At 47.7% G+C, this 16,020-nt stretch carries 18 protein-coding genes and 1 pseudogene; 3 read left to right on the forward strand and 16 right to left on the reverse strand.

What is annotated here, in order from left to right:
* Positions 1–5: 5 nt before the first annotated feature.
* The 7 genes from proW to AC0XWG_RS12370 form a co-directional block, all read right to left on the reverse strand.
* The gene (gene proW, locus AC0XWG_RS12340; protein WP_028016798.1) at positions 6–1,070 is read right to left on the reverse strand and encodes a glycine betaine/L-proline ABC transporter permease ProW; all 1,065 of its coding nucleotides are present in this window, start codon (positions 1,068–1,070) and stop codon (positions 6–8) included.
* Positions 1,063–2,265, reverse strand: a complete 1,203-nt coding sequence (proV, locus tag AC0XWG_RS12345; RefSeq protein ID WP_028016797.1) for a glycine betaine/L-proline ABC transporter ATP-binding protein ProV — start codon at positions 2,263–2,265, stop codon at positions 1,063–1,065. The genes proW and proV overlap by 8 nt, the downstream gene beginning before the upstream one ends.
* A 330-nt stretch (positions 2,266–2,595) precedes the next feature.
* Complete coding sequence (gene nrdF, locus AC0XWG_RS12350) at positions 2,596–3,555, reverse strand: class 1b ribonucleoside-diphosphate reductase subunit beta (RefSeq protein WP_028016796.1); 960 nt, start codon at positions 3,553–3,555, stop codon at positions 2,596–2,598.
* A gap of 9 nt (positions 3,556–3,564) precedes the next feature.
* Positions 3,565–5,709, reverse strand: coding sequence for a class 1b ribonucleoside-diphosphate reductase subunit alpha (gene nrdE / locus AC0XWG_RS12355; protein WP_128347352.1), 2,145 nt, complete (start codon positions 5,707–5,709; stop codon positions 3,565–3,567).
* Positions 5,682–6,092, reverse strand: coding sequence for a class Ib ribonucleoside-diphosphate reductase assembly flavoprotein NrdI (gene nrdI, locus AC0XWG_RS12360; protein ID WP_128347353.1), 411 nt, complete (start codon positions 6,090–6,092; stop codon positions 5,682–5,684). Before nrdI ends, nrdE begins: the two co-directional genes overlap by 28 nt.
* Positions 6,089–6,328: a glutaredoxin-like protein NrdH gene (gene nrdH, locus AC0XWG_RS12365; RefSeq protein WP_475680619.1), complete on the reverse strand. Its 240-nt coding sequence runs from the start codon at positions 6,326–6,328 to the stop codon at positions 6,089–6,091. The genes nrdI and nrdH overlap by 4 nt, the downstream gene beginning before the upstream one ends.
* 190 nt (positions 6,329–6,518) lie before the next feature.
* A complete protein-coding gene (locus AC0XWG_RS12370) occupies positions 6,519–6,845 on the reverse strand; it encodes an ElaB/YgaM/YqjD family protein (protein WP_028016792.1) in 327 nt (108 codons plus the stop codon).
* Positions 6,846–7,005: 160 nt separating this feature from the next.
* On the opposite strand from AC0XWG_RS12370, the gene AC0XWG_RS12375 reads away from it, so the two are divergent.
* Positions 7,006–7,350, forward strand: coding sequence for a DUF2002 family protein (locus tag AC0XWG_RS12375; RefSeq protein WP_006811693.1), 345 nt, complete (start codon positions 7,006–7,008; stop codon positions 7,348–7,350).
* A gap of 32 nt (positions 7,351–7,382) precedes the next feature.
* Here AC0XWG_RS12375 and alaE read toward each other — a convergent pair whose 3' ends face one another.
* Positions 7,383–7,832: an L-alanine exporter AlaE gene (gene alaE / locus AC0XWG_RS12380; protein ID WP_028016791.1), complete on the reverse strand. Its 450-nt coding sequence runs from the start codon at positions 7,830–7,832 to the stop codon at positions 7,383–7,385.
* A 472-nt stretch (positions 7,833–8,304) separates the two neighbouring features.
* Here alaE and stpA point away from each other — a divergent pair, with 472 nt between their 5' ends.
* Positions 8,305–8,709: a DNA-binding protein StpA gene (stpA, locus tag AC0XWG_RS12385; RefSeq protein WP_028016790.1), complete on the forward strand. Its 405-nt coding sequence runs from the start codon at positions 8,305–8,307 to the stop codon at positions 8,707–8,709.
* 38 nt (positions 8,710–8,747) lie between these two features.
* Here the strand turns inward: stpA and AC0XWG_RS12390 are convergent, their stop codons facing one another.
* From AC0XWG_RS12390 to AC0XWG_RS12410, 5 genes are all read right to left on the reverse strand, one after another.
* On the reverse strand, positions 8,748–8,927 hold the full coding sequence (locus AC0XWG_RS12390; protein ID WP_028016789.1) for a YodC family protein: 180 nt from the start codon (positions 8,925–8,927) through the stop codon (positions 8,748–8,750).
* A gap of 79 nt (positions 8,928–9,006) precedes the next feature.
* A complete protein-coding gene (locus AC0XWG_RS12395; protein WP_108091005.1) occupies positions 9,007–9,528 on the reverse strand; it encodes a rhodanese family protein in 522 nt (173 codons plus the stop codon).
* A 9-nt stretch (positions 9,529–9,537) separates the two neighbouring features.
* A complete protein-coding gene (locus tag AC0XWG_RS12400) occupies positions 9,538–9,837 on the reverse strand; it encodes an ArsR/SmtB family transcription factor (RefSeq protein ID WP_108091004.1) in 300 nt (99 codons plus the stop codon).
* A gap of 37 nt (positions 9,838–9,874) precedes the next feature.
* A complete protein-coding gene (locus AC0XWG_RS12405; protein ID WP_475680620.1) occupies positions 9,875–10,534 on the reverse strand; it encodes a LysR substrate-binding domain-containing protein in 660 nt (219 codons plus the stop codon).
* On the reverse strand, positions 10,527–11,495 hold the full coding sequence (locus AC0XWG_RS12410; RefSeq protein ID WP_000654811.1) for an IS5 family transposase: 969 nt from the start codon (positions 11,493–11,495) through the stop codon (positions 10,527–10,529). Before AC0XWG_RS12410 ends, AC0XWG_RS12405 begins: the two co-directional genes overlap by 8 nt.
* Before the next feature lie 827 nt (positions 11,496–12,322).
* On the opposite strand from AC0XWG_RS12410, the pseudogene AC0XWG_RS12415 reads away from it, so the two are divergent.
* Positions 12,323–12,434, forward strand: a pseudogene (locus AC0XWG_RS12415) (IS3 family transposase); the annotation flags it as partial.
* Between the two features lie 73 nt (positions 12,435–12,507).
* Here the strand turns inward: AC0XWG_RS12415 and AC0XWG_RS12420 are convergent.
* Genes AC0XWG_RS12420 through AC0XWG_RS12430 form a run of 3 tightly spaced genes read right to left on the reverse strand, consistent with a single transcriptional unit; the run spans position 12,508 to position 15,843 of the window.
* Positions 12,508–13,404 carry a ParB/RepB/Spo0J family partition protein gene (locus AC0XWG_RS12420; protein ID WP_008502509.1) on the reverse strand — a complete coding sequence of 299 codons (897 nt, stop codon included), beginning with the start codon at positions 13,402–13,404 and terminating at the stop codon, positions 12,508–12,510.
* Positions 13,401–14,297, reverse strand: coding sequence for a ParB/RepB/Spo0J family partition protein (locus AC0XWG_RS12425; RefSeq protein ID WP_008502508.1), 897 nt, complete (start codon positions 14,295–14,297; stop codon positions 13,401–13,403). The genes AC0XWG_RS12420 and AC0XWG_RS12425 overlap by 4 nt, the downstream gene beginning before the upstream one ends.
* Positions 14,287–15,843: a recombinase family protein gene (locus AC0XWG_RS12430; protein WP_008502507.1), complete on the reverse strand. Its 1,557-nt coding sequence runs from the start codon at positions 15,841–15,843 to the stop codon at positions 14,287–14,289. Before AC0XWG_RS12430 ends, AC0XWG_RS12425 begins: the two co-directional genes overlap by 11 nt.
* Positions 15,844–16,020: the final 177 nt, after the last annotated feature.

Genomic DNA, 16,020 nt, shown 5'->3' on the forward strand with positions numbered 1-16,020 from the left:
GTTCCTTATTTTATGAATGGGCGGGTGAGTAACCCGACAGGGCCGGTGGTATACCAGCGACGGTTGCCGCGACTGCGTGAATCACGACCGACAGCCTGAGTCAGGCGGTCAAGAATAATGGCGAGGATCACAATCCCGACACCGCCGACGGTCGCCAGCCCCATATCGAGGCGGCCAATACCGCGCAGGACCATCTGCCCCAGACCGCCAACGGCGATCATCGAGGCGATCACCACCATTGACAGGGCCAGCATCAGCGTCTGGTTGACCCCTGCCATGATGGTCGGCATCGCCAGCGGAAGCTGAACCTTAAACAGCATCTGGCGCGGGCTGGCGCCGAAAGAGCGTGACGCTTCGATAAGGTCGGCAGGGACCTGGTTAATCCCCAGAATGGTCAGACGAATAATCGGCGGCAGGGCGAAGATAATTGTCACCACCACGCCCGGCACGTTACCGATGCCGAACAGCATCACGATAGGCACCAGGTAGACGAATGCAGGTGTCGTCTGCATCGCATCCAGCAATGGACGAATGATCTTCGCCGCCCGTGGGCTGCGTGCCAGCCAGATCCCCATCGGCAAACCGATGACAATGCAGAAGAGCAGGGCGGTCAGCACCAGTGCCAGGGTGATCATCGCCTGCGACCACGCGCCAATGGCTCCAATCGCAATCAACGAGATCAGCGTGGCGATCCCCATACCAGCGCTACCAAACTGCCAGGCGATCAGGGAAAACAGCACAATCGCCACCGGCGCGGGCATGCCCAGCATCAGCTGCTGGAAGCCGTTGAGAATGTAATCTACCGGGACGCGGATCCCCTGGAATACCGGACGGAAATGGGTGACTACCCAGTCGATCCCTTCCGTCACCCAGCTGTCCAGCGGGATCAGCGTCTTGTGGAACGGGTCCATGATGTTGAAGTGTTCTGGCGCCGGTGCCGGTGCGCTATTAAGCCAGTCTGCCGCGCCGCCGCCATCGGCAGGTGCTGGCGTGGAACCCCACGCATCGGCAGATTGTGCCGCGCTGTCTGCGGCCTCAGTGGTGCCCCATGGGTTTGATTGATCAGCCATTGTTTGCCCCCTCGCGATCTAAAGCCTGCAGCAACATGCGTTTTGAGATGATGCCGACGTACTGGTGTTCTTCACTGACGACGGGTACGGCGCACGGCGCCTGACCCACGTGAGAGAGCAACTCGCTGAGCGGCGTTTCGGCATCGACGGCAAGCGGAGTGTCGATTACCGCCGCATCAATTCCCTGGTTTTCGCTCAGGGCGGTTTTCAGGGAGTCGATGGAAACCACGCCGACAAATTTATTGCCGCGTTCAACCAGATAACCGTATTCCCGGTCTTCATCCTGCAACAGCTTCAGTGCGGAGCGTGGGCCAAATCCAGGCGTTTTACGGATAATGCCGTTCGGTGTACGGCGGGCAATATCTTTGGCGCTAAAGACCTGGCTAATATCCACGCCGCGGAAGAAGGTTCGCACATAATCATTCGCCGGATTATTGAGAATTTCATCCGGCGTACCGACCTGTACGACTTCGCCATTTTGCATAATGGCAATACGATCGCCAATACGCATCGCTTCATCGAGATCGTGGGAAATAAAGACAATCGTACGTTGATGTTTGGCCTGTAATTTTACCAGCTCATCCTGCATCTCGGTGCGAATTAAAGGATCGAGCGCTGAGAAGGCTTCATCCATTAATAATATGTCTGGATTAATGGCTAATGCTCGGGCTAATCCCACACGCTGACGCATACCGCCGGAGAGTTCATCCGGGTAGGCATGAGCATAATTTTCCAGCCCTACCTGACGCAGTGCATCAAGGGCTTTTTCCTGGCGTTCCTGAGCCGGCGTGCCGGCTAATTCCATGCCGAAAGCGGTATTATCCAGCACCGTCATGTGCGGCATCAGCGCGAATGACTGGAACACCATTGCAATCTTCTTTCTGCGCACCTCGCGAAGCTCGGCGTCTGATATTCTGGCTATATCCACGCCGTCAATCAGTACCTGTCCGCGGGTGGGTTCAATCAGGCGATTGAGAAGGCGAACCATAGTGGATTTACCCGAACCGGATAATCCCATGATGACAAAAATCTCGCCTTCTTCAATGGCCAGACTGGCGTCTTTAACGCCAAGCGATAGCCCGGTTTTTTCCAGAATTTGCTCTTTCGTAAGGCCTTTCTCAATATATTTGAATGCGCGCTGCGGGTGCTCGCCAAATACTTTATAAAGATTTTTCACTTCTAATTTAATTGCCATGCAATAGAGAGTGTCCTGTTATTTGTTTATGCCGATATGATTACCATGGTAAATTGTTAACGGGCATAACCCTAACATACTGAGAATCTGAGACAACCCTGGGTTTGCTTATGGCATGAATTTTGCCATAAGCGAAACGGCTGAATTTCCCATGAGCAAAGGGCTGAGCGTGATTTGAATTTTTCTCAATTTTTTGTTGCGGTATCGGGGAATTTCGCCTGAAATGGAGCAATTCAGGCGAATATGGCATGGACATTACAGTGTAGTTGCTATGCAAATAGTGACGAGAAAAATATCTATTTATATTAAATTAACGAACGTTAGTGGTGATTAAAAATCCCAGTCCTCATCTTCTGTCTCTACTGCTTTACCCATTACATACGAGGAGCCCGATCCGGAAAAGAAATCGTGGTTCTCGTCAGCGTTGGGTGACAGCGCCGCCAGGATCGCCGGGTTCACTTCCGCCATCTCTGGTGGGAATAACGCGTCGTAACCGAGATTCATCAGCGCTTTGTTGGCGTTGTAGCAGAGGAACGCCTTCACGTCTTCCTCCCAGCCGGTTCCGGCATACAGTTCCTCGGTATAGCTCAGCTCGTTATCGTACAAATCCATCAGTAAATCGAGCGCGAAGCCTTTGAGTTCCTCGCGCTTTTGCTCGCTGACTTTCTCCAGTCCTTTCTGATACTTATAGCCAATGTAGTACCCATGCACCGCCTCATCGCGAATGATCAGGCGAATCAAATCAGCAGTGTTGGTCAATTTGCCCCGGCTGGACCAGTACATCGGCAGCCAGAAGCCGGAATAGAAAAGAAAAGATTCCAGAAACACACTGGCGATTTTCTTCTTCAGCGGCTCATCAGCCTGATAATGCGCCAGCACCAGATTCGCCTTGCGCTGTAATGACTCGCTCTCTTCGCTCCAGGTGTATGCCGCATCCACGTCTTTGGTCTGGCACAGTGTGGAGAAAATCGAACTGTAGGAGCGAGCATGCACCGCCTCCATAAAGCTGATGTTTGACATCACCGCCTCTTCATGTGGCGTCAACGCGTCGGTCATCAGGGCAGGCGCACCCACGGTGTTCTGGATGGTGTCCAGCAACGTGAGTCCGGTAAAGACGCGGATTGTCAGCTGTTGTTCGGCGTGGTTCAGCGTTTGCCAGGCCGGGATATCGTTTGAAAGCGGCACCTTTTCCGGCAGCCAGAAGTTGCTGGTGAGCCGGTTCCACACCTCCAGATCTTTATCGTCCTGAATTTTATTCCAGTTAACGGCACTCACGCGTGATAGTTTCATCCTTTCTCCTTACAGCGCGCAGGATACGCAGCCTTCGATTTCGGTGCCTTCCAGCGCAAGCTGACGCAGGCGAATGTAGTACAGCGTCTTGATGCCTTTCTTCCAGGCATAAATCTGCGCCCTGTTGATATCGCGGGTGGTGGCGGTATCCGGGAAGAAGAGCGTCAGCGACAGTCCCTGGTCCACGTGTTTTGTTGCCTCGGCGTAGGTGTCGATAATCTTTTCCGGCCCGATTTCATAGGCGTCCTGATACAGCGCCAGATTGTCGTTGGTCATAAACGGAGCAGGGTAATAAACGCGCCCGGTTTTGCCTTCCTTGCGGATCTCTATTTTCGACACAATCGGATGAATACTCGACGTGGCATGGTTGATGTAAGAGATCGAGCCGGTCGGTGGCACCGCCTGCAGGTTCTGGTTGTAAATGCCGTGCCGCATTACGTCATCACGCAGCTGTTGCCACATCGCGCGCGTGGGCAGGATGATACCGGAACGATCAAACAGCTGGCGTACTTTCCCGGTTTTTGGCTGCCAGTCGCCTTCCAGATACTGGCTAAAATATTCGCCACTGGCGTAGCGCGACTGTTCAAAACCGGCGAAGCGCTGGTTGCGCTCGCGCGCCAGCATCATTGAGGTATGCAGCGCATGCCAGGTGATGGTGTAAAAATAGAGGTTGGTGAAATCCAGCCCTTCCGGGCTGCCGTAGGCGATACCTTCCCTCGCCAGATAACCGTGCAGGTTCATCTGCCCAAGACCGATGGCGTGCGACGCGGTATTTCCCGCTTCAACAGAAGGCACGCTGCGGATGTGGCTCATGTCTGACACCGCCGTCAGGCCGCGAATGGCGGTTTCAACCGTGCGGCCAAAATCCGGGGAATCCATGGTGTGGGCAATATTCAGCGACCCGAGGTTGCAGGAGATATCTTTGCCGATGTCCGCGTAGTCCAGGTTTTCATCATAGGTCGACGCGCTGTTGACCTGCAAAATCTCCGAGCACAGGTTGCTCATGTTAATGCGGCCGGCAATCGGGTTGGCGCGATTCACCGTATCTTCATACATGATGTATGGATAGCCGGACTCAAACTGAATTTCGGCAAGCGTCTGGAAGAAATCGCGGGCGTTGATGTAGGTTTTACGAATGCGCTCGTCGGCTACCAGGTCGTCGTACAGCGCACTGATAGCGACATCCCCGAACGCTTTCCCGTAGATACGCTCAATATCGTAAGGCGAGAACAGCGCCATGTCGGCATTCTCTTTGGCGAGGGCAAAGGTGATATCCGGGATCACCACGCCGAGCGACAGCGTTTTGATGCGGATTTTTTCATCGGCGTTTTCGCGTTTGGTGTCGAGAAAACGCAGAATATCCGGATGGTGCGCGTGCAGATACACCGCGCCTGCGCCCTGGCGTGCGCCAAGCTGATTGGCATAGGAGAAGGCATCTTCCAGCATTTTCATCACCGGGATCACGCCGGAGGACTGGTTTTCGATGCGCTTAATTGGCGCTCCGGCTTCACGCAGGTTAGAGAGCAAAAACGCCACGCCGCCACCGCGTTTGGAAAGTTGCAGCGCTGAATTCACCGCTCGACCAATCGACTCCATATTGTCTTCGATACGCAGCAGGAAGCAGGAAACCAGCTCGCCGCGCTGGGCTTTGCCACAATTAAGGAAGGTCGGTGTGGCGGGCTGGAAGCGGCCGGAGAGGATCTCCGCCATCAGCCGTTCAGCCAGTGCTTCATCACCCTGGGCCAGCGTCAGCGCCACCATCACCACGCGGTCTTCAAAACTTTCGAGGTAGCGTTTACCCTCGAACGTTTTCAGCGTGTAGCTGGTGTAATACTTCCACGCGCCGAGGAAGGTCTGGAAACGAAAACCGCTGGCGTGTGCGCGTTCGAACAACCTCACCACGAAGGCGCGATCATAACGGGTGAGGATGCGTTCTTCGTAATAGCCTTCATTGACCAGATAGTCGAGCCGCGCATTCTGGCTTTCAAACGTTACGCTATTGGGGCGGACATGGGCGGTGAAAAAGGCGTCCACTGCCTCGTGGTCTTTGCCAAACTGGATGTGCCCCTCGCGGTCATAGAGGTTAAGCATCGCGTTTAATGCGTGGTAATCCGGTGTTGCCTGAATTACCCGTTCTGCGGTTGTCGTTGCCAAAATTCCTTCACTCCTTTACGCACGTTCTCTACGTCCTGCTGTGTCCCCATCAGTTCGAAACGATAGAGATACGGCACGCCGCATTTTTGAGAGATAACATCCCCGGCGCGACCAAAGGCGTCACCGAAATTGCGATTACCCGCCGCGATCACGCCGCGAATACGCTGTCGGTTATGGGGATCGTTAAGAAAGCGGATCACCTGGCGGGGAACTGACCCCGCCGTACCGCCGCCGCCATAGCTGGGCACCACCAGTATGTAAGGTTCCTCTACCTGGATCCGCTCTCGCTCGTTCAGCGGAATGCGGGTCGCAGGCAGCCCGAGGCGCTCGATAAAGCGGAGCGTGTTTTCCGAGCTGCTGGAGAAGAAAACCAGTCCGCTCATGCCCTGGCGGCCTGAGCGGCGAGGCGGTTGATCATATCCGGACGGAAACCTGACCAACTGGTTTCCCCGGCAACCACCACCGGGAGCTGGCGAAAACCCTGCGCGCGCAGGATATCGGCTGCTTCTGGCTGCTGGTCGATATTCACCATCTCAAATGCCACCCCGCGGCTTTCCATCGCACGTTTAGTCGCATGGCACTGAACGCAATCGTTACGTGCGTAAATAATAATGCTCATGATTCGTATTTCCATTTAAAATGAGAGCACGGCGCGAATGTACGCGTCAGATTTGTGTGTCTTGCTAAAGGAGATACTATATGTAGTTATTTTAAGTTTCAACCATACAAGATATGGGAAATTTAGATTGATTTTGCCCCGATGATGAGCACAACGGGGCAGGGTGGGCTGTGCGGGTTTTTCAGGCGGGTTACTTACGCAAGTTAAGCAGGGCACCCACAAAGATACCGACGGCGGCTACTGTGCCCAGCGTACAGAGCGGTCTTTCGCGAACAAAGGTGCTTGCACAGCTGACGGCATCACAGGCTGCCTGAGTCGTACGTGAACGGCCGTTCATCCGCGCACGGGTTTCACGGAGCAGAGACTGAGCCTTACGTTTTGCGGCATCCGCTTCGTCCTTCGCGTCAGTTCCCCAGGATTTCAATACCTCTTCCAGTGAGTCAGCTAATTGGCTGACATCATTACGAATATCCTGAGCGTCGTCGTTAATATCGTTTCGGTTCGTTCTGTTAAACATACGATCCTCCGTAATTTTGTGTTCCCGCTTAGTTTAGTTCAGAAATGTAATATCTGAAGTGCATCACGCGTTATCCGGCAGTTTATGGAATATTCTGAAAGCCCTGCTAATGCTGAATACTGTAAGGTTGCCGGGCAGGAAAAGATAACGAGGAAAAGATATGTATTTACGACCTGATGAGGTGGCGCGCGTTCTTGAAAAAGAGGGATTCACCATGGATGAGGTGACATCAAAAGCGTATGGATATCGCCGTGGTGAGAATTATGTTTACGTTAATCGTGAAGCCAGAATGGGACGTACCGCGCTCATTATTCACCCGACACTGAAAGACAGAAGTTTGTCATTTGCTGAGCCAGCCTCGGATATTAAAACCTGCGATCATTATCAGCAATTTCCGCTCTATTTAGGCGGCGAGACGCATGAACATTATGGTATTCCGCATGGCTTCAGTTCACGTATGGCACTGGAGCGGTTTTTGAAAGGACTGTTTGGCGACGTACAGTAAATCAGCGACTGGCGTGCGCCAGTCGCCTCACATTACGCTTTGGCCTGATTGTACTGGCTGACCTTGAACAGGCGGCGACAGTAGTCGAGAAAATAGCCGTACACCGCACCCATCAGCATTGAAATCACAATATTCGAACTGACCGCCGCGACGATCTGGTGCCAGTCTGCGCCGACTGTCAGCAGAATAGCTACGTAAACCGGGGACTGGAATGTCACATACGCCAGAACGTCGGCCAGGTTTTTGACCCAGCCAGCGGGGCTGATACGGCGTGCGAGGCGCATGACCGCATCACGGTATAATCCATAAGGCCAGGCAATAATAATGTTGACCGGGATTGCCACCAGACGAGAAGAAAGTGACTGCTCGAAGGTCATTCCGGAGAGGAATATTTCAATCAGCATGTTCACGACAGAACAGTAGACAACCATCGCGAAAGTATCCGCTACCGCATGGCGAAGGCGTGATTGCGGTGAGAACATGTCTGAACTCCTTGAGAAGAACACAATAAAAACGATTTTCCCGCAGCGATTAGTGCTTTAGGTTGGTTTGTTTGACGTGTATAGCGTATATCTCTGCGTTTAAACTAACAACTAGTGAATAATTTTTATTTAGTCGCGTTTTGTCCACAAAATTCTCTAAAATTGATTGTTTTTTGTTCGGTTCGTTATATTGTGTCTTTTCGGGGTGTTTTTTTATAAAAATCAGATGGTTGATTCTGTTGGTCTGAAGGGTGGTGCCAGGAGGGGCTTTTTTTGGAACAGTATGCTGTAATTTGGCTTAACGTTGACCATTTCTGTCGGTGCTGGGGTTGTGCGCGAATATTATTATTGTCGATATTTAAAGATATTTACACTATTGTCAGGAAAGTCCTGTGGGTAGATATTTAGACAGAAATGAATTATTCTGACTGTGATTTATCTATTTACCCCAAAGAAAAGGTTTCCAAATAATATGTCTTTGACGTTACAGAATCTTAATAATATCCGAACTCTGCGCGCCATGGCGCGTGAATTATCCCTGGACGTTCTTGAGGAAATGCTGGAAAAGGTCAGGGTCGTTGCTGAAGAGAAACGTAGTGAACTGGCGGAATTAGAGCAGCAGCGTACTGAGCAGCAGGAAAAAATTAACGCTCTGCTGGAACGGATGAAAGCCGATGGTATTTCACCGACTGACCTGTTGGGTTCAGATCTGGCGCAGGCAGGAAAGACGGCGAAAAAACGTAAAGCGCGTGAAGCAAAATATCGTTTTATTGACCAGAACGGTGAAGAAAAAACGTGGACTGGCCAGGGACGTACGCCGAAGCCAATTGCCAGTGCGCTGGCAAACGGTAAATCACTGGATGATTTTCTGATCTAATCCGTGAGCCGGACGGATCACTCCGTCCGGTTGTCTGTTCAGCAGACGCCGAAATCACCGTCTTCGGTATACAGAGCCAGATCGCTGGCTTTCAGGGTATATTTCTCGCCTTGTTCATTGCTGGCCTGTACCGCTACAACGCTGTCACCCTCAACTTCAATGACTTTCAGTTTCGGACCGCCTTTACGCGGTTGCACATAATCACCGACAGAAAACATATTACCTCCTCATCGTTTTAGTGAACTTCACCTTAGCCCACGCGCGCTGCCGGGTACAGTGTAATTCACGGATTACTGCTTATGAGGTACGCCGGTTCCATGGCATCACTTTCAGCAGTCGTGCCATACCGCAAAAACCTGTCAGACCTGCGAACAGCAGCCCGGCCCCCACAAAACCGCTGAGCAGGAAAAAGCTGCTTGAGACGCTATAGCCCAGCACCACGCCACAGAGAATCAACAGCCCGGCGGCAATTTGCACCTGACGCATCAGCGGGAGCGGCTGCGATTTGTCCTCGACAGTCAGCAGTCCAGCCTGCTTCCAGCCCTGAATGCCACCTTCGACGACAAATGCCTGAGCGGGGGCAGCAGCCTGTGCAAGGCGGTCAGCATTTCCGGACGTCCGGGCGCCGGACTGACAGTGAAAAATTACGGTTTCACCCGCCCGTGTGGTAAGCCCGCCGGGTAAGGTGTCCAGCGGTATGGACTGTGCCGCCGGAATATGCTCGCGGGCATACTCATCGGCATCACGAATATCAATCAGTTTTGCACCTTCGGCAACGCGCGCATTGGCCTGCTGCGGTGATAGAAGAGGAAGTGACATGGCGGCTCCTTACGGGCAATAAAGGGTTTTCAGGGTACTGATAAGCTGATACACGGCATCGTTTTTAATGAAATAGAGAATGCGCTGCGCTTCGCGGCTGCTGTCGATAAGCCCTTCTTCACGCATACGCGCCAGATGCTGCGACGTGGCGGAGGGGCTAAGTCCCGTTGCGCGAGCCAGCTCCCCCGCGCTGGTGCCGGGTGCACCGCACAGCGTGCAGAGGATCAGCAGCCGACGCGGGTTGCTCATCGCTTTTAAGAGTCCTGCGGCCTGCTCAGCGCTGGCCTGAAGTTGTTCGAGTTCGGTCATTATAGTTTAGAGTTTACTTAATTAAGCAAATGCTAAACTAATTTATTGCTTCGCGCCACAAGAGATCGCTATAGATGTGGGTCAGCACCCCCGCAGGGCCAAATTGTTGTTTGATCCAGCGTGTGACCTGGCCTGTCGCCGCATGCTGCGTGGCGAGCAGCATGCGTGAGTCCTGACGTGGATTATTAATGCGTCGGGTGACCAACAACCCTTCTTCCACCGCCTCACGGGCCATATATTCGGGCAAGAACCCGATCCCTTCCCCCAGGATCTGACACTGACATTTGGTGTTGAAATCCGGCACCAGAATCGCCTCCTGCCCGTGCAGCAACCAGCCGACCTTTTTGTTAATGGTATGGGCGGTATCTTCCACCATGATGTTGGGGTACAGGCGTAGCTGGCTCTCTGCTATTGGTTCCGGGACGAAGGCCAGCGGATGTTCCGGCGCGATGGCGAATACCCAGCGGATAGCGCCAATCTCTGTGTAATCAATGCCACCGCCGTCGAGCAGCGTGTCCGGCGCGCCAATGGCAATATTGGCCTGGTTGTTGATGATGGAGTCCCAGACGCCGTTATACACCTCGGTCGTCACGGTTATCTGGCAGGTGGGAAACTGCTTTTTCAACACCTGCAGGGCTTTGTTGAATAAATAAGATTTCGTGCGAACGACCCTGTAGCTGGCTGGATTTTCAGGCAATACGCACGCTTTCTGGCATCCCAGCCTTTGTCATCCTGTTCAACGCACGCACCATGGCCATAGCTTCCGCTACCTGACCATCGTAGTCACGCAGCGTCAGTGAATCTCCCAACAACTGCTTCATTCTGTACATTGCCGTTTCCGCTATCGAGCGACGGTTATATTCCGTTGTCCATTTCCACCGTGCATTGCTTCCGCTCAGCCGCTGATTAGCAACGGCACGGTTGCGGTCTGCGTACTCACCGGGCCAGTAACCTGCTCCTTTTCGGGGAGGAATAAGCGCGCTGATTTTTTTGCGGCGCAGTTCATCGTGACAGAGCCGGGTATCGTAAGCCCCGTCTGCCGCGGCTGCCCTGATTTTTCTGTGAGTCTGCCGGATAAGGCCCGGGAAGGCTTCTGAGTCCGTGACGTTATTCAGCGACAGGTCTGCACAGACAACTTCATGTGTGTTGCTGTCAACAGCAAGATGCAACTTTCGCCAGATACGACGGCGCTCTTTGCCGTGCTTTCTGACTTTCCATTCGCCTTCACCAAAGACCTTCAGCCCGGTGGAATCAATCACCAGGTGTGCGATTTCACCCCGGGTGGACGTTTTGAAACTGACATTAACCGACTTTGCCCGCTTACTGACACTGGTGTAATCCGGGCAGCGCAACGGAACGTTCATCAGGGCAAAAATGGAATCAATAAAACCCTGCGCAGCCCGCAGGGTCAGCCGGAATACGCGTTTAATCACCAGAACGGTGGTGATGGCGAGATCAGAATAGCGCTGGGGCCTTCCTCGTGATGAAGGCGTTGCCGACTCATACCAGGCCTGAATCGCCTCATCATCCAGCCAGAAAGTGAGGGAGCCACGGTTGATGAGAGCTTTGTTGTAGGTGGACCAGTTGGTGATTCTGAACTTTTGCTTTGCCACGGAATGGTCTGTGTTGTCGGGAGGATGCGTGATCTGATCCTTCAACTCAGCAAAAGTTCGATTTATTCAACAAAGCCAATCGATAGCTGTTTGGTATTCGAATCGATTATGATTTGGCATGCGTCTCAGACGGTGGTTTGAAATATGTAATAATGTGGGATCAGCTTAGATGCTGATCCCATATAGTCTGCAGTGGAACGTGCACAGTATTAACGTATCAGCAGAATGAACAGCATTACAGGCATGAGGCACCGGGGCCTGCTTTTCTTTTCTGACCGAAGGGAAGAAAAGCAAGGGCAATCCGGAGAAGCAAGCGCAGCGGCTTCGCAGGGTTAGCCCTTGCTTCTTTTATAATTGGCATTATTCATTCAAGAACAATAGGATCTTCGCTTGTACAAGCGAAGCTATAATAAAAAATCAATTAATTATTTTAAAAGTATTAAGCAAGAACCTATTGACATTCGTAAAATAAAAGTTATTTTTAATGTATGCCATAAATAAAAAGTTTTATGTCATAGGTATCCTGCACTATGTGCAGTTAATGTGCCACTTGTCCCATATATGGGAATATTGGAAAGGTTACTTTGTTTTGAAGTAGCCTTTCGTCCTTCAATATTCACGATTACTTATTGCTATTACCAAGTCCAGTCGAATCGAAGAACATCTTTTATCTGAAACGACTCCTAATACCAGGTTAAAGCCACAATATCTCTCGCATAAGTAGACCAAAGAAAAATTATGATATTAACTATGTGATTTTTTTTAGTGTTAAGTTGAATAATTAAATACTGGAGAGTTTTCTGTACACTACTAATTGCTGGTTCATCTGTTCTGCCGCTGATGTTTCTGACTAATCTCCCGGTGACACAGAACTGTCCCTCTCTACCAGCCTTTATTCGACTCAATATCCGGCTGCTGATACGCAGTTATCCCTTCGCATCAATGACTGACTCTTAAACGTAATGCTTTGGTTGCTGGCGTATCTGACAGCTTCTTCGGCGTGAAGGTCGTTGTGTAAGTATACTTCTTGGTTTATTTAGGCTATATAAAACCATGACTATGACTGGCTGTTTTCAGTAAGAGTCTTATCATCCAAAGAATTTATTCTAGAAATTCTTTTTAACTCATTAAGATAATCAACCTCGTTTTCTAAGAACCAATGAAGAACTTTAGAGTTGCCAAGTAATTTATTAATATATGACTGGATTATAACGAATTTCAACATATCTGAACCATACTCGGTTTGAAGTTTTTTTGTTTCTTCCGAAGTTGTTGCCATTTCTTGTTCCAGACGAAGTATGGTTTTTTTTATGTCCTTTTTATAGGGAGTGTTTTTCCCTTTATTTACTATCATCGATGACGGTGTTGCATCCAAGATGCTCATTGCAAATTTTTTACTATAATTATCAAAATTAATCATTGTACCGACTGCTTCAATTTGACGAATTGGCTTCATTTTCCTCAAAACGTCAAATGTAGCCTTAGGTATAGGTTTATCAGAAAGTTTCGCAATTACACTTGGATCTATGCCGTTCATCACATTAGCTTTATCTTTTATGGCATCAACAGATATGCCCAAAGCAGCACTAAGTTTTTCAATTGATACTTTTGCCAGAGACTTAATTATCATTCTATGTTCTTCAACTACATTTATATGATTCACTTGTTTGTTAGGAGTGAAAGCATCATCTATGCTCGAAAGTATACATGGAGCTTTTTCTATACCTAAGTCTTTTAAAGCCTCAACCCTTAAATGGCCATCAAGTATCTTAGTGACATCTTTATCTTTGTCATAGAATACTATTATTGGTTCAATAATACCCAAGCTTTCGATAGAGGTAACTATTTGATGATATTTATGGCTTCGCTTTACGTTTTCTAATAATTCCTTAGATGGAATTAACTTATTAGTTTCCAGGTAAATAAAATTTTCACCAAAACGTATCTGAATCATTTTGATACCTCTTTGTTTACTGGGTTTAATATCTGAGATGGTAGTTCTGAAAGATTCTCTTGTTCAAGTATATTTTGAAAGCTTTTATTCATCATTATGATGTTAAAAATCTCATTTACTATTAGTAGATTGGTTTTTATAAATTTCGAGTTGTTATAAACAGATTTATGTTCAGCGATACTATTTTCATAAAGCTCAATCAACTCCTCTGCAGTCATCCTTTTTGATGGTTTGTGATAATAAAATCCGGCTGCTTTTGCACCTTTATTCCCAACTGTTCTTTGATTTAGAATGTATTTTATCTTTATAATGTCCCGACTTTTTATTAATTTTTTATCATATGCTTCGGTAAGAATATCTTGTGCTTCCTCAGTTTCACATCTTGCAAATTGCACTGCGAGATACAGAGGCAAATTACCCCGTTCGACTGCTGAGAGAAGTTTATGCTCTCCCTTATCAAGAAGCATATTAATACTGCTCACCCAGTTCGATGAATATCCAGTAATCTCACTTATTTCGGAGTCGGAAAGTCCTCTGATTTTCATGTCTTTAATCACCTGTAATAACTCATTAGAACGTGGTCTTCTCCTTGCAATGTTTTCAACTAAACTCATAACGTAAGCATCTTCTTCTGATACATCTCTTATAATTGCTGGAATAATAGTTTCACCTAATGCAACAAGAGCCTCTATTCTCCCTTGACCACAAATTAAAGCATATTTGAAATCGTCTTCATCAATAGCTCTTACGCTTATAGGCTTGCTTAATCCTCTTTTTTTTATGCTTTCCTTTATTTCTTCATGCACTACCTTATTTCTTGTTCGTGGGTTAAGAAATTTTATTTTTGCAATCTCAATTTGAATTATTGGGAATTCATTTTTTTCAGGCAGCATATAGTTCCCTCACTTTCATGCGAGTAATAATTTGTAGAAATTTATCAAGATTATCAAATCTATAGAGATCTAACCGAATGTTGTTTGTTTCCATCATACACATTTTACTATATTCGTTTTCAAACTTTGGTATGATATAAAAATCAAGAGGTGAAATGTTTTGTGAATTCATTCGTATAACAATTGTTATGTCTGCTTTCTGTGAGTTATCAAACCGGACTTTCCATCTAAGTTTACCTGATTTCATATGTATGCATTTAGTAACAAGGACGGAAATTAAAAACTCATCATTGATGTAAAGCATTGGGGAATATTTATACTCGTCTATATGACAGTTACTTTTTAATATTTCGCCCTTAAAATCCTCAATTATTTCTGAGTAAAATGATCTTAGTGCTTCATTTATTTGGAGATAGCTGTAATCATGTTCTGGCTTATAACCAATCAAAGTATATGCTCTTAAAAGACCACCAAATCGGGTTCTATAAACAGAAGATGAAGGGCCTGTATCATCTTCATCAATGATAAAGCCTGATAGTTTTCCATTAGATTCTAATTTTTCTTTTAGCTTTTCTAATAGATCTTCATTAGTCAAATGAATGGATCGGAGCTGAATTATTTCTTGAGCTTTATTATATTTTTTCTTTGAAATAATAGGTTTATATGCCTTGTCACATCTAATCCATTCATGTTTGGGGTTTTTTACAAGCCTACTTTTTAGTTTAGATGAGGTTTTGTTATATATGTTGTTTCCAATATATTTTTCATTTGTCAAAATTTGATGTATTTTTGCACGAGTCCATGATGTTCCATTTTCTGCAGGTATGCTCTGTTCATTTAATCTCTCAGCAATAATGAATTCTGGGACGTTACTATCTATAAAGAGATCATAGATTCTATTTACAATTTTTATTTCATTTTTTGGTCCCGGAATTAATATTACCCTATCTGTTTGAATACTCTTTCTTTTGCGGAAATTCAATATTTCTTTAGCTATGCCATTTTCGTCTACTAAAAGACGTCTCAGCCCATAACCAGCCATACCGCCTTGATGATAACCAAGCTTTATTAAATTTACTTGCCCTATAAATACCTTTTCAGATAAATTCCTGCTGTGATATGCAGCACTTGATCTTTTTATATTCAGTATAACAGAGGACTCTAAAGGGAAATCTTTAGTGGGTATAGGTTCGGAACAATATATAAGATTTACACCATTTCTTTCAAATAGAAAGGAATAATATGCAGCTTCATCACTATTTTGAAAACGACCAAAACGGCTCACATCATAAAATAATACAGCCTGTATATCTATTTTCTTTTGTTCTACATCGCTAAGTAACTGCTGCAATGAATGCCTGCCTACGATACTGACTCCGCTCTTACCTGCATCATCGTAGGTATAAGCGATTTCCATATTGTTCTTTTCAGCATAATCTTTTATATATTCGGACTGATTATGTAAAGAATATTGCTGATGGTCGGTAGACATTCTCAAGTACTGTGCGACCCTAACTCTATGATTTTTTTCATTTCCGCTAGCCATGCACAAAACCTCATGGATGATTCAATACAATGTAGAGGATAAAATTGATCAAATTTTAACCGAATTCAACTGTTTTATCATTGATTAGAGCGAATTTGGTAGATCTTCGAGGTGTATGATAATCGAGAAGAGATGTGAATTATTTAGCTGATATGACCGACAGCTTTCGTTATGTGG

Source organism: Enterobacter sp. DVT3837 (assembly GCF_056238685.1).